Here is a 20,297-nt window from a genome sequence, read left to right as displayed (position 1 = left end):
GGCGGTGGCGACATACTCCCATGGGGGTATGTCTCGGAAAGAGCACGTTGAGATAGTCTGCGTTCCATGAGCCAGTCGAATGCCGACTCCCCCGTCACTTTGTTACCCGTTGCCCGTCGAGGAATCCGTTCCGCGTGGAAAAATCGGCGCCGGGTAGTCGGAGGTCTGTTGCTGAGCAGCCTGTTGGCGGGCCCGGTCGCCGCTTTGCCCGAGGGCGGTGAGGTCGTGGCGGGTGATGTGACCATCGATGCTGGCGCGAACACGCTCAATCTGACTCAGCTCGGCGATGCGGCCATCGTGAACTGGGCCGATTTCTCCATCGCGGCGGGCGAGGTTGTTAACATCACGCAGGACAGCGCGCAGGCTGCTTTGCTCAATCGCGTGCTCGGGGCCAATCCGTCGGAGTTGCTCGGCCAGCTCAACGCCTCGGGGCGCGTTTACCTCATCAACCCCAACGGCGTGGTGGTGGGCAAAGACGCTTCGATCAACGCAATGGAGTTCGTCGCGTCGGCGCTCGATGTGACGGACCAGGATTTTCTCGACGGCGGCGACCTGAACTTTGCCGGCGAATCCACCGCCGGTGTGCTCAACCTCGGTAAAATCACCGCTGAAAACGGCGACGTGATCCTCATCGCCTACACCGTCGCCAATGAGGGGGAAATCGCCGCGGCCAACGGCATCGCCGGTCTCGCCGCCGGTCGCGAGGTGGTGCTCAGTCCGCAGGGCGACCAGCGCCTCTTGGTCAAAACCAGCGTCGGTGCCGATGCCGCCGAAGTCGGCGTGGCCAACGCGGGCGTGATCGACGCCGCGCAGGCGGAGCTGAAAGCCGCCGGTGGCAGCCTTTACGAGTTGGCCATCAACCAGAGCGGCATCGTCCGTGCCACCGGCGTCGCTCATCGCGATGGTCGGATCCTACTCACGGCCGAGGGCGGCGAGCTGCAACACAGCGGCACGCTGGCCGCGCGCAACGCCGATGGCAGTGGCGGCGAGGTGCTGCTCGGCGGCGACTTCCGCGGTCAAAACGCCGCCGTTGCCAACGCCGCGCGCACCACGGTCACGGCCGACGCCGTCATCGATGTGTCCGCCGCCGCCGACAGCGCGGCCAGCGCCGGACGTGCGATCGTGTGGGCGGACGAGCAGACCGACTTTGCCGGCTTTATCGATGGCCGCGCAGGCGGGCAGGGCGGCCACGGCGCCTTTGCCGAGGTATCGGGCAAGCAAATACTCAACTACCGGGGACTCGCCGACCTCACTGCGGTGCACGGCCTGACCGGCATGCTCTGGCTGGATCCGGACGAGGCGATCATCAGCAGCGCGACCGACGATCAGCCCAACGGCGTGTTCAACACCGCCGTGCTCGCCGCCAACCTCGCCACCGCCAACGTCACGATCGATACCTCCAGCGCTTACGGCAACGGCTTCGACGTCTTTGGTGACATCACGGTCAACGATGCGGTGACCTGGACCTCGGGCTCTTCGCTCATCCTGAAATCCGGCGACAATATCAACGTGAACGCCGACCTCACGGGCGGCAGCGGCAGTGCTGTCATTTTCGAGTTGGGCGTCGGTGGTAGGTTTGCGGAAACCACTGGCAATCTCACGGTCGACAGCGGCGCGACGGTCACGGCCGATACGGTTTCGATCCGCCAGAACGCCGACGCCGCGCCGGCCGGGAGCGGCAATCTGCCGCCGTCCGGTTTTGAGGGCCGCGTCATGGGCGCCGTCGCTTTTGATGGCGTGCTCAATACGCAGACGCTCGATCTCGCGCTCAACGAGGGCGGTATCGGCGGGGCGGTGACGATTGCCAATGCCGCCAACGCCATCGGCATGCTCACCACGTCCGACGCCACTCCTGCGGCGATTGGCGGTGCGGTGCACATTGTCGATGGCTCGGGCGACCTGACCATCGACGGTCAGCTCAACGCCTACAGCGAAGAGCTCGGAGTCGGCAGTGGGTTCGACGTGCAAATCATCACGGCCGGCAACCTCACCCTCGCCAGCGGTGCGACGATCGAGACCACCGACGCCGACATCACCTTGGTCGCAACCGGCGGCAACTTCACCAATCTCGCCGGCAGCCCTGCCATCACGAACCACAACTCCGGTCGCGCGCTGATCTACGCCGACAATCCCACCGACAGCGCGCTCGGCGGCCTCAGTTTCGAGCCAGTTTACGATCGCACTTACGCGGCCAACGCCCCCGGCACCATCACCGCGACCGGCAACCGCATCCTCTACCGTCTCGCGCCCATCCTGACGCTCACGGCCGACGACCTCGCGCGCCTCTACGGCAGCGCCAATCCGACCCTGACCTTCTCGGTCGACGGCCTCGTGGGCGACGATACCGCCGCGCAGGCCTTCAGCGGCGCGCCCGTGCTTAGCACCACCGCCACCGCCGGCGACGACGTCGGCACGGCCGCCATCACCATCGCGGCCGGCACCGTGGTGGCCTCCGACTACAACTACCAGATCGCCTTCGCGCCCGGCACGCTGACCATCAACCCGGCGCCGCTCACGATCCGCCCCGACGATCTCACCCGCAGTTTCGGCACCGACAACCCCACACTCACCGCCTCTTTCACCGGACTCGTTAATGGCGACACCGCCGCGGACATCACGGGGCTCACGTTGAGCACGGCCGCCACCGCGAGCTCCCCCGACGGCGCCTACAACATCATCGCGAGCGGTGCCACCAACGCCAACTACACCTACACCTACCTCAACGGCCTGCTCACCGTCGGCGCCTCCAGCGTGACGATCCGCGCGCACGACTTCACGCGCTTCTTTGGTGACGCCAACCCGACCTTCACCGGCACGGTGAGCGCCCCGACCGGCTTCGACCTCGATCTGATTACGGGCCTGAGCTACAGCAGCACCGCCACGCCGACCTCGGGCGTCGGCACCTACGCCATCGTGCCGTCGGTCGACACCCTCGACGGCGTTTCCTTCAACCTCGTCAACGGCGTGCTGACAGTCGATCCGCGCCTGCTTACCATCACCGCCGGTGATGTGTCGCGGTTCTATGGTTCCGCCAACCCCACCTTTGGCGGCACGCTCTCCGGTCTGGCCTCGTTTCACACCGCAGCCGACATCGTGGGGCTGAGCTACTCCACCACGGCGGCGATCGACTCCGACGTCGGCTCCTATGCGATCACACCCACCGTCGGCGCGAATCCCAACTACGCCATCACCACCACGGCCGGCACGCTCACCATTGATCCGGTTTCGCTGACCATCACCGCGCAGGACGCGAGCAAGCTCTTCGCCGATCTTGACCCGACCTTTGCGGCCGACGTGGAGGGGCTGGTGCTCGATCAATCGTTGGCCGATCTCGGCACGCTCGCGGTGACCACGCCGACCGGCCAGCTCTCCGATGTTGGCACCTACGCCATCACTCCCGCCTGGGCGACGACGACCGGCTTGGCCGGCAACTACGCGGTGACCTTCGTGCCCGCGACCTTCACCGTCACGCCGCGCCCGGTGAGCATCCTCGTGGGCGACCAATCCCGCAGCTACGGCGACGCCAACCCGAGCTTTTCCTACAGCCTCTCCGGCACCAATCCGACCGGCTACACCAACCTCAGCCTGCTCGACACCACCGGTCTGAGTCTGAGCACGACCGCTACCGCGGGCTCCGACGTCGGCACTTACAGCATTACGGCTGGCGGCATTACCGATGCCAATTACGCGGTCACCTACATGCCCGGCAGACTCACGGTGAACCCGGCGCTGCTTTCCGTTCAGGTGGCCGATGCCGCCCGCCTCTATGGCGCGGCCAATCCCACCTTCACCGCCACGGGCAATGGTCTCAAACTTTCGGATACACTCGCTGATGCGATCGGCACCCTGAGCCTCAGCACCGCCGCCACGGCTGCCAGCAACGCTGGCACTTACGCCATCAACGCGGCCGGCTCTGCCCTCAGCGGCAACTACCAGGTGAGCTTCGTGCCGGGCACGCTCACGGTGAACCGCGCCCCGCTGTTCATCGCGCCGGAACTCACCTCGCGCCTCTACGGCGACGCCAATCCCACCTTCACGCTCAGCGCCACGGGACTCGTCAACGGCGACACCCCGGCCGTGATTCAGGGCCTCTCGTTTGCCGGCCCCAACGTCGCTGCCGGCGTCGGCAGCCACACCGTTTCGATCACGTCGGCTTCGGCCATCAACTATGATCTCACCTTCGGCACCGGCACGCTCAACATCCTCGCCCGACCGCTCACGATCACGGCCGACACCCTGCACCGCGAATACGGCGAGTTGAACCCAACCCTCACCGCCACCTTCGCTGGTCTGGCGTCCTTTGACACCGTGGACGACATCACCGGGCTCCACCTTTCCACGGTGGCGACGGCTTCCTCCAACGTGATCGCCGGCGGCTACGGCATCCAGGTGACGTCCGACGCCAACGCCAACTACGCCATCACCTACGTGCCCGGCCGTCTCATCATCGATCCGGCGCCGTTGCTACTGGATTTGGGCAACGTGACTCGCGAATACGGCGACGCCAACCCCACGCCATCCGCGTCGATCGCCACCGGCTTCAAGCTCGGCGACACCTTTGAGTCGATCGGCCTGCAGATCGGGACCGATGCGACGCCGACGAGTGACGTGGGCAACTACCTCTACAACGCCACGGCCAGCAGCCCCAACTACGACATCACGGTCAACGGCGGCACCCTCAACGTGACCCCGGCGCCCATCGCGGTGCATGTGACCGACACCAGCCGCCTCTACGGCGACATGTTGGAGGGTTTGCCGAGCTTCACGGTCGACGGCCTGAAATTTGCCGCCGACCGCGAAGGACTCATCCAGATCGATGATCCGGCGGACTTCCGCAGCGATGTCGGCACCTATGCCTTCGCGGGCACGCTGCTCGATCCCAACTACACGCTCACCGACTTCACCGGGACGCTCCTCGTGCTGCCGCGTCCGCTCACGGTGGCCGCGACGGCGACGCGTTTCTTCGGTGACGAGAATCCGACCGGCAGCGCGTTCACGCTCACCGGCGACTTTGCCAACGGCGATCTGGCGAGCGACATCCTCGGTTTCGCCACCACGACCGATCTCGCCCGCGGACATAACGTCGGCACCTACGACGTGACCGCTGCGTCGACCTTCACGCTGCGTTCCAACAACTACACGCTCGCGGACACCTCCGCCGCGGTGACCATCGCGCCGCGTCCGCTCAACATCGAGATCGCCCCGATCGAGCGCTACTATGGCGAAGGCAACCCGAGCTTCTCGCTCATCGGTGACACCAATCTGCCGACCGACCTCAACACGCTCGACGAAGTGCTGCGCTTCACCGCGCCGGACCGCGCGACCGCGCCTGGCAACTACACGATCGAGGCGGAGATCATTAACGCCAACTACACGATCGGCACCCTCGGCTTCGGCAACCTCGCCATCCTGAAGCGTCCGCTCACCATCACGGTCGACAATGTGGCCCGCTATTACGGCGACGCCAACCCCACCTTCAGCGCCATCTTCGGTGGCATGGGGCTGCCGGACTTTGTCGACCCCGCGAGTGTGCTCGATCTGCGCACCGTGGTGCCGACGGATGTCTTCAGCGACGCCGGTCACTACCTCATCTCGATGTTGTGGTCGTCCTTCGACAGCGACCTCTACGCGCTCGAGGCGTTTACGCCCGGCGTGCTGTCGATCTTCCCGCGTCCGGTCACGCTCATCGTCAACGACGCCGAGCTCGCCGTTTCGCCCGGCACGGATCCGGCGTCGATCTTCGATCTCAGCGACGTCGCCTTCTCGGTTACCGGCACGAACTTCGCCAACGGTGAGACCGCTGCTGAGCAGTTTGGGAATCTTGAATACGAGGTGAGCGACGATCCCGCTGCGGCCCAGGTGGGGGTGCCGGTGGACCTCAACAACTACGTCGCGCCCGACCTGCGCGCCTTCGTGGGTGGCGTCGCCGGAGCGTCCGACGGCGAAAGCGGCGGCCGGAGCATCGGTCGCGACGAAGGCGATGACTCCACCAGCGGCGAGCAGGTGGGTTTCATCCCCGTTGTCATTGATGGCGAGACGACGGAGGTCGCGGTGAACGAGATCGAAATCGGCGCCTCCGATCCCGGCACGATCGTGACGGGCGATGCGGTTATCTTCGTGCCGGATACCTCCATCGGCACAGGTGAGACCCGCGTGACCCGTTCCATCGGCATCAGCGGCGGCCACCTCGGCACGAACCGCAACTATGTCGTCACCGCCGTGACCAACGGCGTGCTCACCGTGCGCAACCGCACCGAAATCGAGGAGATGATCAAACTCGCCGAAGACGCCGTGGCCTCGGACGCCAGCGTCGAGGTGCGGTCGATTTCCGACTACGCCAACGACATCGGTCTGCTGTTCTCCGATCAGCCCGAGATGACCTTCGAGATGATCCTCGGCCACCTCACCGACACCTTCGGAGAGGACCGCGGCGAAGGCAGTCTGTATTACGCGATCTTCGGCGAGGAAGACGTGAGCCCGCCCTTCAACGCTGCGCGCATTCGCGCCTGGATGGCCGACCTCGCGACCAACCCGGAAAAACGTGCCGCGCTCGGCGGGGCCATGGTTGGTTATCTCGCCAAGGTCCAGGCCCTCCCGGTGACCGAGCGCTCCGGCGCGCAGAACCTGCTCGCGCAGGTGGTGCAGCAGAAGTTTGCCGAAGAGCGCGACCGGACCGGCAATCTGCTGATCTCGCGCCTCGAGGCCTTCCAGCGCAACAACGCCGCGGGTGGTCTCTATTACAGTCTGCTCGACGAAGTGGAGACGATCAAAACGCGTCTCGCTGCGGCGGCGCAGGGCTTCCTCGATTTTGAGAGCGGCTCCCTCAGCGCAACCGAGACGACCTTGCTCAACGACATCCTCGCGCGGTCGGGCGATCCGCGCGAAACCGCCGATACGCTGGCCCTCATTGATCAATGGATCGCCACGCGCGAGGGCGGCGAACGTGCCTTCATCGACGACCAGATTGCCGGCTTCCGCGAAGAGTTGCTCGCGTTGCAAACCCAGCGGGCGGACCTGCGCGAGGTGTTGGAAGATCCCACCGCCGAGGGCGCGACCCTTTACGCGGGCGGCATGCAGGGCTTGTTCGGCTCAAACGTGCCCTACCTCGACATCCTCGGGGAGGCGCGACTCGACGCCCTCGATGCCAAGTTGGCCAACTACGATGTGTTGAGCGGCGCCATCGGCGGCGTGACGGGAGGAGCCGTGGGCGGCGCCGGCGTCGCGGCGGCCGCGAGCACCCAGGCGGCTGTGAATATCGCCAAAACGATCTTCCCCTACGTGCGCAGCGCATCGGCGGGGGCCGGCCGTCTCGCCTCCGGACCGATGGCCCTCGCGACCTTCATCATCGGGTCCACCGAACGGGCCTTCCAGGTGTTTCAGGAAGACGAGCAACGCATCATCTTCGAAAACCTCGTGGGTGACGTGGGCGAGCCGCGGGCCTTTGCCGACATCGACTTCTCGCCGCTGCCGGACATCACCGCCGAGGACTACGATCCGTTGCCGGGCGACATGCAGGCGATGATCCAAAAACAATTCCTCATGGATGCGATGACTAGCCTACTGGTCGGTCCGGCGGGAGGGGAGGGCTGAACATGACCGCCGCACGATCCCACTCCTTCGATTCCCAATTTTTGTCCCGCTTTTCTCCGATGTTCTCATCCTTCCTTCGTCCTTTGTTGCTCGCCCTCGCCCTGACCGGCGGACTCACGGTTCTGCGTGCCCAGGAAGCGGATACGCCCATCCTGTCGCCGGAGTTGCGTCTATCGGCGCGCCCCGACGAGACCGTGATCCTGCCAGCCTTGCGCGGCGTGCGTCTGGTGAACGATCCCGCCCAGGTGGAAGCGACGGGCGCGAGCCGCGAGGGCGGCATTCGTCTGGACGGCGTAGCGACCTTGACCGAAGCCGACCTCGCTGGCGTGGCCGACGCGATGCTGGGTGAACCGGCGTCGCGCGAATCGCTGGAGCGACTGCGCGCGATCGTGCGCGGCATGCTCACGTTGCAGGGTCACCCCTTCTCGGTGGTGTATGCCCCACCACAGGATGTGACCGACGGTGTGGTGCATTACGTGGTGATGGAGAGCTCGCTCGGCCAAGTCCGGGTGGAGGGCAACCGGCACTTTCCGGAGGCGAGTTACCTGAGCCGTTTTGACTTCGCGCCCGGTGCGGGCGTCGATGCCGCCGCGTTGCGGGCTGGTGTGGACCGGCTTAACCGCAATAGCTTTCGCAACGTTGCCACCCGCGTCGAAGCCGGCGCGGAGCCCGGCACCACCGACATCGTCATTCAGGTGCAGGACCGCCTGCCGTGGCGGGTCTTCGGCGGCTACAGCAACACCGGCACGCAGACCACCACGGAGGATCGCCTCTCCGCGGGCGTGAACTGGGGCAACGCGCTCGGGCTGGGCCACATGGCCACCCTGCAATGGAGCAGCGATCTCGAGGCAGAGCACTCGCGCTCGCTCTCCGGCAACTACACCGCCGATCTGGCCGGTAACCGCAGTCTCTCGTTCTTCGGCGCCTATTCGGAGATCGAGAGCGTGCCCAACGGTGGGTTCTCGCAAGAAGGCATGAGCTGGCAGGCGGGCCTCCAGCTCGACCAGCCGCTGCGCGATCTCGGTTCGCGCTACACGCACGGCCTGCAATTCGGCGCCGACTTCAAAGTGAGCGACAATAACCTCGAGTTCGCGTTGCCGCCGTTTGTCATTCCCATCTCCGACAACCTTACCCACATCGCGCAGGTCCGCGCGCAGTATCGCGGCACGCTCAGCGATGATTGGGGAGCCACCACCTGGGGACTGCGGCTCACGGCTTCGCCGGGCGGCCTGACCGACCATAACGGTGACGGTGCGTTTCGCGGATCCCGGGCCGGGGCCAAAGCACGCTACGCCTACGCGAGCATGGATGTGTTTCGCGAAACCTCCCTCGCCGCCCTGCTACCGGGCGCGAGTTGGACAGTGCGGGGTGAGCTGCAGGTTTCGACCAACAACCTCCTCGGCAGTGAACAATACTCCGCTGGCGGCAGTGGTTCCGTGCGCGGCTACGAGCAGGGCGAGGTCGTGGGGGATAACGCGCTTTTCTTCAGCCAGGAACTGCGCCTGCCCACCGTGCACCCGGCGCGCTCACTGCTAAAAGCGGGCCTACGCGATGGACTCACCCCGTATCTTTTTCACGACTACGCGCGGGTGTGGAACGTCGACCGCCTACCCGGCGAGCGCACCTACAACCTGCACAGCGTCGGTATCGGCTTCACCTACCAGCTGACCGCCCACGCCAATGTGCGGGTGGCGCACGGCTGGCAACTGCGCGACAGCGGCAGCAGTGACACCGGCGATAACTCCCGCCTCCACGTCGCCGCGAATGTGAGCTTTTGAGTGAGGGGGCGGCCGTTCAGGGCTGCGCGATAGGAAGCTTCACGTTCCAGTGCTTGGCCACGGTCTCCAGCTCCTCGCGGGTGAGGTAGGAGACGGCGCCGTGCTTCGGCCGTTCGAAGTTGGTGCCCTGCATCACCCCTTCGTTGAAGTGGCCGATGTCGGTGAAGGTTTTGAAGTCCTTGGTTTCGCTGAACCCCATGTTGTTGGGGCGGCCGCCGTAGACGTCATACATCAGCACATAGGTGTCGGTGCCGAGTCGGCGAAATACATTGGGTGCTTCGGTGGGTTTGGTTTCGGGATCGATGCGGGTTTGGTCGCCCACGTAGCCGTCGTGGAGCTTGGTGGAGCTGGCGTAGAAGAGCTTGGCGCCGGCGACGTAGAACATGTGCCAGGTGCCATCGACGAGCGTGAGGTCGGCGTCGATGCCGCCGATGTCGGGGATCTTCTGCGGCACGGTTTCGAGCGCGGTGAAGTCGTCGTTGGCGTAGGACCAGTAGATGTTGGCGTAGTCGTTGTTATAGCGGATGGTGAAGTAGACCATCATCTTGTCGGCCACCGGGTCGTAGGTGGTTTGCGGCGCCCAGGAGCAGTCGATGTCCCCGAGTTCGGGGAAGGCCAGATCGACGCGGAAATCGGTGTGGCTCCAGTGGATCAGGTCCCAGGACTTCATCAGCACCAGCGCGCGATTGTTGCCCCAGCCGTAGCGTTCTTCGGAGCGTTGCCAGCGGGTCTCGCGGAAGCCGGCCCGATCGCCGAAAATGTGCAGGTCGGTCATGGCGAGATAGAAGGCGCCGTCGGGACCGCGGGTGATGTGTGGATCGCGCACGCCCTTCTGCTCCGCGAGGTGTTCGCCGATGAAGATCGGCTCGCCGCCATTCACATCGGTGAAGGTATACCCGTCCTCGCTGATCGCGAGGTAGGCCGACTGGGTTTGATCCTTAAAATAGACCATCATGTAGCCAGCGTAATCGTCCTCCTGCGGCACCGCTTTGTCCGCGGGCCGGGTGAGGTTTTCGACAATGTGAATCCCGGTGTCGGAGGCGGGCGCGGCCGGTTGGGCGGTGAGCAACGGAGCGCTCAGTGCGGCGCACAAAATGGAGAGGGCGAGGTAGCGGAAGCGAACGGGGGTAGAAGGCATAAGCGGGGAGGAGACCTTCCAGCTTCGGACTGCTTCGTCCCGCTGTCAGGTCTCAATCTAGGTGACCGATCAGCGCCCGCACGATGGGAGGCTGCCGGTAAGCCGACCGGAGGAGGCATTGACACGTGCACGGACGGTGGAATTCAAGAATATAAGATTGACCCCGTAGGTTGGGGAGACCGTCACATGAGCAATGCGGGCGTGAGGCTGGCGGCGACGATGAGCAGCAGGATGGCGAGGCCTTGGAGGGCACCGCGCCAACCTTTTTCGGTCAGGAGATAGAGGGGGAACAGGAGGTAGTAATAGAAGAAAACCCAATCGGCCGGATAGTGACTGCGACGGTGGTGAATCGGGCTTCTTTGCACGGCGACGGCGGCCATGAATCCGAGCGCGATACCGTCGAGTTTGAGGATGAGTTTGGCATTAACGGCGGGGTTGTAGGTCGCACCGAAGGCAGCGGCGACCATCACCAATAGATACAACCCGAACCCAACCTTCGGGCGGTGGATGTAGGGGATCATGGGGGAGGTCTTCACCAGGAAATTCGCAGTAGGCCGAGGTTGGAGCCAACGGCCCACGAACCGAGCTCGATTTTGGTGGGGCCGAGTTCCCGCTCGAGCACGGTGCCACCGCGGATGAATGAAAAGGTTCTGGTTTCGAGTAGTCGCTCCTGCTCTTGGATCTTCTTCTCCAAGTCTCGCCGCTGCAGTGCGGCCGACACGGTCATTGCTGGCATGGTGACCACTTCGTCCTCCGGTTCGGCCTCAGGCTCCGGGACCTCTACCTTTGCGGGGTCGAATTTAAATTCCTGTTGAATCAGCTCCTGAGCTTTCACCGTGACGGAGGGATCGGCGCCAAAGGCCGAGCTCCCTACCTGAATCGACAGGGCGATCGCTAGTGCGGATTTCATGGGCCGTGGTTGGGAATCTGATCGAGCAAAGAAAAGCGTCCGGCAGGGACTCATGGTGAAGAAACGGACTAGCGGCCAGGTGGTGATCAGGTTGTCTATGCGTCGCCGATCTGCGAGTCCGGTTTTTACCGTGCGAGACGTTGGGTTTTCGATCCGACGTGAGCGCGAGCAAGCTCGCGGCCTACGTTGCAGTTTCGTGAGCGGATTGGCGGGGGAGGCCCTCGGCTGCGATGGGGGTCTCAGAGTGGTGGAGTGGTTGTGCGATTATCCGCGGTTGTTAGTTCTGTGGTCTTTTGTGTGCTCTGGGGGCAAAACATCCAGGTGTGCGGGCACAAAAAAGCCGCGTCGGTTTGGGACGCGGCTTTTAGCTGTAGGGGTTGAGTTGATACCACATGGTTACGCGGCGAGGGGGTGACGTTCGGCGCGGGTGGTTTGGGCAGTGGCGAGTTCGGTGTGGTAGGTCATGGCGGGCTTGGCGTAGTCGGCGATGGCGATGGCGCTGAGTCCGACGGTGGTGGCGACGCCGGTGACGATGAGGGCGCTGGCTCCGAGGAGAATAGCGGCCGGAGCGGCGATGGCGGCGGTGATGAGATAGGTGGCGATTTTCATGATGGGTAAGTGAGTTGGTTGGTTGGTTTTGGTTGGTTGCTTCGAGGAGTATCACCCGTCGGCGAGAACAGAAGTTGCAGAAATCGGAAACAATTTGGGACGAATTAGGATGAGCGGTTCCCGGGCTGGGCGAACGGGGCAGATGGCCGAGAGGCAGGAATTATTTTTTAACCACGGATCCTCCGTCGCTCTTCAAGCTATGGCGGACAAGTGGACACGGATGGCTTACGCCTTTGCCGAGGCTTCGGCGCACAAGTCGCCTACCGGCTACGCACTGAAGCTTCAGTGGAGTGGTTCTGTGATTTTCTGTGTGCTCTGTGGTCAATGCATCCAGATGTGCGGGCACAAAAAAGCCGCGTCGTTTTGGGACGCGGCTTTTAGCTGTAGGGGTTAAGTTGATACCACATGGTTACGCGGCGAGGGGGTGACGTTCGGCGCGGGTGGTTTTAGCGATGTTCATTTCGGTGTGGTAGGTCATGGCGGGCTTGGCGTAGTCGGCGATCGCGATGGCGCTGAGTCCGACGGTGGTGGCGACGCCGGTGACGATGAGGGCGCTGGCTCCGAGGAGAATAGCGGCCGGGGCGGCAATGGCGGCGGTGATGAGATAGGTGGCGATTTTCATGATGGGTAAGTGTGTTGGTTGGTTTGGTTTTGGTTGGTTGCTTCAGGGGCTATTACCCGTCGGCGAGAACAGAAGTTGCAGAAATCGATTTCGTTTTGAGTCGAATTAGGATGAGCGGTCCGCGGACGTGGAGAACGGGACTTAGGCGGCGAGGGCGTGTTTCTCGCTCTTCGCGTTGGCGGCGACGGTGACCTTGGACTCGTCGAGGTAGCTCATGCGGCTAGTGCCGTAGTCCATCAGGGCGATGGAGAGCACACCGGCGACGGCGGTGATGCCGAGGGCGATCGGAGCGGAGAGACCCACAACCATGGTGGCGGGAGCAATGAGGGAGGAGACGATGAGGGAGTTGGTGATGTTCATGTTGGTTACTTTCTTTGAAGGTTGTGCCTCATACCTTGCAGTGCCCGTGCCAACCGATTCATAGAGTTGTAAGTGGCCGAAAGGTAATGGGATAAAATATTTGGCGTTTTCGGAGGTATGTCGGGCGAATGGTAAGCGGTGCGCTCCTGAAACCTGGTTGTCCCACGATTGGGACAGTTTTGAGGGATGCTGGGGATTACCGTCGCAGGGTCTGAAAAGGGGTGGAAAAACCGCCAAGAACGCTAAGGGGCGCGAAGGTGGAGTAGACCGTAGATGGCGCAGATGAGCGCCGATACCTGGGAGCAGCGTGGTAGAGATTCAGTTGGAATGGATCTGTGGGTATCAGCGTGTGCGGCGGTTATTCCTCTCCGCAGCTTTCTAGGGTAACGGCTGGCGTTTGGGGGCGTTTGGGCCTATCCGGATGCCAAGTTTGAATGCCTATGTGTCTTCGTTCCTTCCTACGGCCTACGTCTTCTTTTTCCTCTTCAACACTTCGGCGTCACGTGGCGCGGGGTCTGATCGGTCTGGCTTTGAGTTTGCCAGTCGGCGGTCTGCTGGCCGCGGATAATGCCGACATGAGTGCGACCGAAGATCCAAATCTGTGGCTGGAGGATGTGGGCGGTGACGAGGCACTCAATTGGGTGCGCGAGCGCAACGCGGTGAGCTTGGCCGAGCTGCAGGGCACGCCGGGCTACGCGGAACTCGAGGCGCGGCTGCGGGCGATCTACGATTCCAAGGATCGCATCCCGGGCGTCTACAAGATCGGCGAGCTGTATTATAACTTCTGGCAGGATGCCGAGCACCCGCAGGGGATCTGGCGTCGCACGACGCTGGAGTCTTATCGCAGCGAGGAGACCGAGTGGGAAACCGTGCTCGATCTCGATGCGTTGGGTAAGGCCGAGGACGAGAACTGGGTCTGGAAGGGTTCGTCGGTTCTCGAGCCGGCGGAAGACCTGGCGATGATCTCGCTGTCCCGTGGTGGCGCGGACGCGACGGTGAAGCGCGAGTTCAACCTCGAGACGAAGCAGTTCGTCGACGGTGGATTCACGCTGCCCGAGGCGAAGTCTTACGTGTCCTGGCTCGACCGCGATACGTTGTGGGTGGGCACGGACTTTGGTGAAGGCTCGCAGACCGAGTCAGGTTATCCGCGCATTGTGAAAAAGTGGCGTCGCGGCACGCCGATCGAGGAGGCGGAGCAGACCTTTGAAATCGATGCCGAAGAGCTGGGCTTGTTCATCGGTCACCAGGTCACGCAGGGGCGTCACTACGACATGATCACCCGCGCGATGACGTTTTATACCAACAAGGCTTACCTGCTCCACGAGGGGGAGTGGGTGGAGATCAACAAGCCCGACGACGTGTCGATGGGCGTGTTTGGCGACTGGCTCACCTTCCAGCCGCGCGAGGACTGGACGGTGGACGGCGAGACCTTCCTGGCGGGTTCGCTGCTCACCGCGAAGGTGGATGCGTTTCTGGCCGGTGATCGCGACTTGAAGGTGGTCTTTGCGCCGGCCGAGCGCACCTCGCTCGACGGGGTCAGCGCGACCAAAAACTACCTCCTGCTCAACGTGCTCGATAACGTGCGCAGCCGTCCTTACGCGGCGAAGTTTGTGGGGGAAGCCTGGGAGCTGATGCCGTTGGATGCACCGGAGTTCGGCCGGGTGAGCCTGCGCGGCCTCGATTCCGATGAGAGCGATGACTACTTTATGACGGTGGAGGATTTCCTCACGCCGACCAGCCTCTACCACGCGGTGGTGGGTGAACCGGGTAAACAACTGCTGCGCACACTGCCGGCGTTCTTCGACGCGAGCGGGCTGAAGATCGAGCAACGCGAGGCGGTGTCGGCCGACGGCACGCGCGTGCCGTATTTCCAGATCGGACCGGAAGACCTGAAGTTGGACGGGACCAATCCGACGCTGCTCTATGGCTACGGCGGTTTTGAAGTTTCGATGGATCCGTTCTACAGCGGATCGATCGGCACGGCGTGGCTCGAGAAGGGCGGCGTGTATGTGCTGGCGAACATTCGGGGCGGCGGCGAGTTCGGACCCAAGTGGCACCGGGCCGCACTGAAGGCGAATCGCCAACGCGCCTATGACGACTTCGCCGCGGTGGCGGAGGATTTGATCCAGCGCAAGGTGACCTCGCGGGAACACCTCGGCACGCAGGGTGGTTCGAACGGCGGTCTGTTGATGGGTGTGATGCTCACGCAGCGTCCGGATCTGTTCAGCGCGGTGCTGTGTCAGGTGCCGCTGCTCGACATGAAGCGTTACCACCTGCTGCTGGCGGGGGCGTCATGGATGGGTGAATACGGCGATCCGGACAAGCCGGAGGAGTGGGAGTTTATCAGCAAGTATTCGCCTTACCAGAACGTGAAGGAGGGCGTGGACTATCCGCGCACGCTGTTCACGACGTCGACGCGCGACGATCGGGTGCACCCGGGTCACGCGCGCAAGATGATGGCGCGGATGGAGAGCCACGGTTACGACGTGCTCTACTACGAGAACATCGAAGGCGGCCACGGTGGTGCGGCCAACAATGAGCAGCGCGCCCGCATGAACGCGCTGGGCTACACGTTCCTCTGGAACGAAGTGAAGTAGGGCCGCGACGTCCGTGAGATCGCGAACCGTTCGCTCTGGGTAGTTTCAAGCCCGCGTCGATTTCGGCGCGGGTTTTTTGCGGGCGGTGGGTGGTAAGAGAACAGGGGAGGTGGCGGAGAGGCAGAGAGTTTTTTTAACCACGGATGGACACGGATGGCTTCGCCTACCGGCTACGCACTGAAGGGGAGGGAGGTGGAGAGGTAGGGGAGTGGATCTGCGTTTCTCTGCGTCATCTGCGGTTTTCGATTCTGTGCTCTCTGTGGTTTCAAAGGCGCAGTGGTGTTTGGGCACAAAAATGCCGCGTCGGGGGGAGGACGCGGCGTTTAGGTGTAGGGGTGGGATGGATACCACATGGTTACGCGGCGAGGGGGTGGCGTTCGGCTTGCTTGGCGTTCGCTTTGGCTTTCGCGGTGTCGTGATCGCGGTAAGAGCAGGTCCGTTTGCCGTAGTCGCCGAGGGCGATTGAAGAGAGGGCAATGCCGGTGGCGGTGGCTCCGACGACCGCTGCGCTGGCCCCAAAGGCGAGGGCGGCCGGGGTAACCAGCGCCGTGACGAGTAAGAAGGCGGTGGCTTTCATGAGGGTGGAGAGTTTGTTGGTCTTGGATTTGGTTGGGTTCACGTGAGGTATCACCCAGCTCCACCGCGCGAGGTTGCAGAAATCGGAAAGTTTTTTGGCGATGCGGGATGCGCGGTGCGCGGTGCGGGATGCGGGATACGAGATACGGGATACGGGATGCGCGATGCGGGATACGGGATACGGGATGCGCGATGCGGGATGCGCGATGCGGGATGGCTTGAGTTGCCACTCGCTCACGCTCGTAGCCACGGGGGCTTGGTCGTCCCGGTTTACCGGAGGGTGACCAGGGTGGCGCCCCAGCTGCCGGTGGTTTCGTTGCCGAGGCGGTAGCCGGCGACGAGGTGCGGCAGCCGATCGAGCAGGGTGTGCACCGTGGTGCGCAGGGTGCCGGTGCCTTTGCCGTGAACGATACGAACTTCGCGCAGGCCTTTGGCTTGAGCGGCCTCGAGGTAGGCCGGAATCAGGTCCCCGAGGTCGGAGGGGCGAAAGGTGTGGAGGTCGAGTTCCCCCGTGATGGGCATCTCGACGGGGGCGTCGTCGGGAGCGTCGGCCGACATGGGACGCCTTTTTTACTCAGCCGGGGGCGGCGGGTTCTGCGCGCCGGGCTTCTTGCGGGTGGTTTCGGTGGGCTCGTCGGGCACGGAGGGGGCGTCTTCGGCGAGATCGGGCTCGGGTTCGTGGGCGACGGTTTGCGGCGCGGCTTGCGGCTGCGGGGTCGCGGAGGGGTCCGTGATGGGCGGATGCTGGCGGGGCGGCGCGGTGGGGCGGTTGGGCCGCGAAGAGGTGGGCGGGGGCGATTCCAGGTCGATGGCACGGCGAATCTCGTCCTCTACTCCCGAGGCGGCGCGTTTGAACTCCCGCATGGCTTTGCCGAGGCCGCGAGCGACTTCGGGTAGCTTTTTGCCGCCGAAAAGCATCAGCGACAGCGCGAAGATGACGAGCATCTCCATGCCGCCGATACCGTCGAGGAAGGCGAGGAAAGAGGGAGAGTTAACCACGGATGAACACGGATTCACACGGATGAAGAGGAAGGAAGGTCTGTCTTAACCACCAATGGACACGAATGAACACGAATAATTTGGGGGATCTCAGCCGATGGCGACTTCGACGGCGAAACGTCCGGTGGCGCCGGGGGCGACCCAATGCAGGCCGCGGCCGTGTTCGGGGGCGTTGGGTGGGCCCATCCAGGGTTCGACGCAATAGTAGGGCACGTCCGGCGCGGCGGTCCAGGTGACGAAGGCGGCGTCGGCGGGCGGCGGGTTGGTGGTGCCGTGGGTGAGGGAGACGTGTTCGGAGCCGTCGATGGGGCCGAAGCGCACGGTGTTGCCGGCGAGATTGACGTGGATGGCGTCGATCAGCTCCGGATCGGAGAGACGGCTGCGACGTGGCAGCTCCGGGCCGGGCACGAGGGAACCGACGGCGGATTGGCGCACGGTTTCGCCGGGCGGGAGCTCGATCATGTAGTTGTCGCGGGTCTGGTTTTCGGTCCAGGGGGCGGCGAAGTAGAAGTGGTGACCGGCGCTCCACGGGATGCGTTCCTCGCCGTGGTTTTCGAGGGCGAACTCGCAGGTGAAGCGTTGGCGGTGGAAGCGGTATTTGACGCTGAAGGTGTAGTCGAAGGGGTAGACCTCGGCGTCGGCGGCGGTGGGCTCGAGCACGGCGATGAAACCGCGGTCGTTGATGGACTCGAGGCGGAAGGAGCCTTGGCGGGCGAAGCCGTGCATGGGCATGGGGCGGCGTTGGCCGGCGGGATCCTTCCAGAAGTGAATCTCGCCCTCATCGAATACGCGGGCGTTGAAGGGAAACAGGATCGGGTTGCCGCCGCGGACTTTGGCAACGGTGGTATCGCCGAGTTCATCCGCGGTGAGCTCGGGCCAGTGCAGGATCTCGCGCAGGGAGCCATCGGCGCGCTGGTGATGCCAGTGCATGAGCCGGGCGCCGCGTTCGGGCCAGGCGAGGAAGGTGGAATCGCCGATTTCCCAGCGGCGAATGGTGTGACCAAGGTAAGGAACGGACTGCATGAGCGGTGTAAGGGAGCGACAACGAAACGCAAAAATGCCCGCGTGTCACGGATGCGGCTCGAAATTGCGGTCCGGATTGTAAGGCGGAAGCGACTCGCGACGCTTGCGGTTGTTGCGCAGGTGTCCCAGCTTGGCCGAGTTAGCAATGCCTGCCCCCCGAGTTATCCGCCTCCTTCCTTGGCTTATTGGTCTCCTCCTGAGTTTGACGACGCTTGGTCGTGCGCAGGAAGCGGTGCCGAGTGCGGAGGACATGGTGGAGCAAGTGGCCACCGCGACGGTGGAGGGGCTGCCGGCCAAGGTGGTCGTGATTCCGGTGCAGGATCAGATCGCGAAACCCATTCTCTACGTGATCCGCCGCGGGTTGAAGCAGGCGATCGAGATGGAGGCGGATCTGGTGGTGCTCGATATGAAGACGCCGGGTGGGAGCCTGGGCGTGACCTTTGAAATCATGGAAGCGTTGGACCGTTTTAAAGGCGAGACGGCGACCTACGTGAACAACGAAGCGATTTCCGCGGGCGCCTTTATCTCGGCGATGACGGACGACATCTATTTTGCGACCGATGGGGTCATCGGCGCGGCCGCGCCAGTGAGCGGAGGTGGGGCGGACATCGATGAGACGATGAAGCAGAAGATCGTGAGTTACCTGAAGGCGCGTATTCGGGCGATCTCGGAGGGGCATCCGTATCGCGGCGAAGTGATTTCGGCCATGATCGACGCCAACTATGAATTGAAGATCGGCGATGAGGTTTTGAAGGAAAAGGGCGAGCTGCTGTCGCTCACTGCCTCGGAGGCGGCGGAGACGTATGGCGATCCGGCGCAGCCGCTGCTGTCGGCGGGCACGGCGGAGTCGATCGACGCCTTGCTGTCGGAGCGGTTTGGTGAGCGTGCTTACACCACGCTCTCGCTCGAAACCACCTGGTCGGAGGAATTGGCGGCGTGGTTGAATGCGATTTCGCCGCTGTTGATGGGGCTCGGACTGCTCGGTGTCTTCATCGAATTTAAGACCCCGGGTTTTGGGGTGTTTGGCATCGCGGGCGGAGCGATGTTGGCGGTGGTGTTTTTTGGTCACTACGTCGCGGGTCTCTCCGGGCACGAGCCGGCGTTGTTTTTTGCCATCGGCGCGATGCTGGTGCTGGTGGAGCTTCTCTTCCTGCCGGGCACCATCTTCATCGCGTTGGCGGGAGTGGTTTCGATGTTGGGCTCATTGCTCTGGTCGATGGCGGACATTTGGCCGGATGAACCGATCTCTTTCAGTGGCGACACCTTTACCGGTCCGCTGATCGACCTGTCGCTGGCTCTGACGGTCACGATCGTGGGCGCGATCCTGGTGGTGCGCTTTATGCCGCGCGGCTGGGTGTGGGACAAACTGGTCATCGCTGCCAGCATCACTGGCACCAGTGGGGCTCCAGTGGTTGCGGGGGCGCCGGCGGCGGGCTCGTTGGTGGGTCAAACCGGAGTCGCCGCGACGGATCTGTTCCCGAGTGGTCAGGTCGAGGTGGGTGGCAAACGTTATGAAGCCAAACTGGTGGTCGGCTCGGCCGAAGCCGGCGCGACGGTCGTGGTGCGCCGCGAGACTGGCTTTGGCTTGGAAGTGGAAGCTTTGGCGGAGGACGACGTATGACGCTGATCGTGGTTTTGTTTTTGGTCGGCATGGTGCTGCTGAGCGCCGAGATCATTCTGCCGGGAGGGATCATTGGCGTGATTGGTGGGCTGGCGATGCTGGCTGGTTGCGTGTTGTCGTTCTCCGAATTTGGCGTCGGCGGTGGCGCGGTGGCGGTATTGGTCGCTGCAGTGATCGTCGCGATCATGTTGTGGCTGGAGTTTGCGGTGCTGCCCAAAACCAAGACCGGACGGAAGTTGTTCCTGAACGAAGTGATTTCGGGCACCGCCGGGAAGGAGCGCACGATCAACTACCAAGACTGTATTGGGAAAACGGTGACGAAACTCGCGCCTTCCGGTCTGGTCGAAATCGACGGCACCAAGGTGGAGGCGTTTTCCCGCAATGGCTTTTTGGACGAGGACACTCCGATCAAGGTTGTCGCTACCGACAGTTTCCGGGTCGTGGTGATCCCCACCGAATGAACCCCACTCGCAC

15 protein-coding genes are annotated in these 20,297 nt (G+C 63.5%); 5 read left to right on the top strand and 10 right to left on the bottom strand.

Annotated features, from left to right (window positions below; translation table 11 throughout):
- Positions 1-66 precede the first annotated feature (66 nt).
- Positions 67-7,590 (top strand): MBG domain-containing protein, encoded by a 7,524-nt coding sequence (locus tag K1X11_RS10645; protein ID WP_221032321.1) that lies wholly within the window; start codon positions 67-69, stop codon positions 7,588-7,590.
- Between the two features lie 59 nt (positions 7,591-7,649).
- Entirely contained in the window at positions 7,650-9,368 is a 1,719-nt protein-coding gene (locus tag K1X11_RS10640; protein ID WP_221032320.1) for a ShlB/FhaC/HecB family hemolysin secretion/activation protein, read from the top strand.
- Between the two features lie 16 nt (positions 9,369-9,384).
- On the opposite strand, the gene K1X11_RS10635 is transcribed toward K1X11_RS10640, so the two are convergent.
- The 6 genes from K1X11_RS10635 to K1X11_RS10610 form a co-directional block, all read right to left on the bottom strand.
- On the bottom strand, positions 9,385-10,506 hold the full coding sequence (locus K1X11_RS10635; protein WP_221032319.1) for a glycoside hydrolase family 43 protein: 1,122 nt from the start codon (positions 10,504-10,506) through the stop codon (positions 9,385-9,387).
- Between the two features lie 182 nt (positions 10,507-10,688).
- Positions 10,689-11,042 carry a hypothetical protein gene (locus K1X11_RS10630; protein WP_221032318.1) on the bottom strand — a complete coding sequence of 118 codons (354 nt, stop codon included), beginning with the start codon at positions 11,040-11,042 and terminating at the stop codon, positions 10,689-10,691.
- On the bottom strand, positions 11,039-11,416 hold the full coding sequence (locus K1X11_RS10625; protein WP_221032317.1) for a hypothetical protein: 378 nt from the start codon (positions 11,414-11,416) through the stop codon (positions 11,039-11,041). Before K1X11_RS10625 ends, K1X11_RS10630 begins: the two co-directional genes overlap by 4 nt.
- A gap of 396 nt (positions 11,417-11,812) precedes the next feature.
- Complete coding sequence (locus K1X11_RS10620; RefSeq protein WP_221032316.1) at positions 11,813-12,025, bottom strand: hypothetical protein; 213 nt, start codon at positions 12,023-12,025, stop codon at positions 11,813-11,815.
- A 409-nt stretch (positions 12,026-12,434) separates the two neighbouring features.
- Complete coding sequence (locus tag K1X11_RS10615) at positions 12,435-12,647, bottom strand: hypothetical protein (protein WP_221032315.1); 213 nt, start codon at positions 12,645-12,647, stop codon at positions 12,435-12,437.
- Between the two features lie 141 nt (positions 12,648-12,788).
- Positions 12,789-13,007, bottom strand: a complete 219-nt coding sequence (locus K1X11_RS10610; protein WP_221032314.1) for a hypothetical protein — start codon at positions 13,005-13,007, stop codon at positions 12,789-12,791.
- A 575-nt stretch (positions 13,008-13,582) separates the two neighbouring features.
- Here K1X11_RS10610 and K1X11_RS10605 point away from each other — a divergent pair.
- Positions 13,583-15,604 carry a prolyl oligopeptidase family serine peptidase gene (locus tag K1X11_RS10605; RefSeq protein WP_425503836.1) on the top strand — a complete coding sequence of 674 codons (2,022 nt, stop codon included), beginning with the start codon at positions 13,583-13,585 and terminating at the stop codon, positions 15,602-15,604.
- 355 nt (positions 15,605-15,959) lie between these two features.
- Here the strand turns inward: K1X11_RS10605 and K1X11_RS10600 are convergent, their stop codons facing one another.
- The 4 genes from K1X11_RS10600 to K1X11_RS10585 all read right to left on the bottom strand — a co-directional run bounded on the left by K1X11_RS10600 (position 15,960) and on the right by K1X11_RS10585 (position 18,202).
- Positions 15,960-16,223, bottom strand: a complete 264-nt coding sequence (locus K1X11_RS10600; RefSeq protein WP_221032312.1) for a hypothetical protein — start codon at positions 16,221-16,223, stop codon at positions 15,960-15,962.
- Between the two features lie 227 nt (positions 16,224-16,450).
- Positions 16,451-16,738, bottom strand: a complete 288-nt coding sequence (locus K1X11_RS10595; RefSeq protein WP_221032311.1) for a Smr/MutS family protein — start codon at positions 16,736-16,738, stop codon at positions 16,451-16,453.
- A 12-nt stretch (positions 16,739-16,750) separates the two neighbouring features.
- A complete protein-coding gene (locus K1X11_RS10590; RefSeq protein WP_324726159.1) occupies positions 16,751-17,179 on the bottom strand; it encodes a Sec-independent protein translocase subunit TatA/TatB in 429 nt (142 codons plus the stop codon).
- Between the two features lie 90 nt (positions 17,180-17,269).
- Entirely contained in the window at positions 17,270-18,202 is a 933-nt protein-coding gene (locus K1X11_RS10585; protein WP_221032310.1) for an aldose epimerase family protein, read from the bottom strand.
- Positions 18,203-18,404: 202 nt separating this feature from the next.
- Here K1X11_RS10585 and K1X11_RS10580 point away from each other — a divergent pair, with 202 nt between their 5' ends.
- Both K1X11_RS10580 and K1X11_RS10575 read left to right on the top strand, forming a co-directional pair.
- The gene (locus tag K1X11_RS10580; RefSeq protein ID WP_221032309.1) at positions 18,405-19,823 is read left to right on the top strand and encodes an NfeD family protein; all 1,419 of its coding nucleotides are present in this window, start codon (positions 18,405-18,407) and stop codon (positions 19,821-19,823) included.
- The gene (locus K1X11_RS10575; RefSeq protein WP_221032308.1) at positions 19,820-20,284 is read left to right on the top strand and encodes an NfeD family protein; all 465 of its coding nucleotides are present in this window, start codon (positions 19,820-19,822) and stop codon (positions 20,282-20,284) included. Before K1X11_RS10580 ends, K1X11_RS10575 begins: the two co-directional genes overlap by 4 nt.
- The last annotated feature ends 13 nt before the right edge of the window (positions 20,285-20,297 follow it).

The organism is Actomonas aquatica (genome assembly GCF_019679435.2).
Classification (GTDB): Bacteria; Verrucomicrobiota; Verrucomicrobiia; order Opitutales; family Opitutaceae; genus Actomonas; species Actomonas aquatica.
Note: the sequence above shows the minus strand (reverse complement) of the source record. Positions and strands in the feature narration are given on the sequence as shown.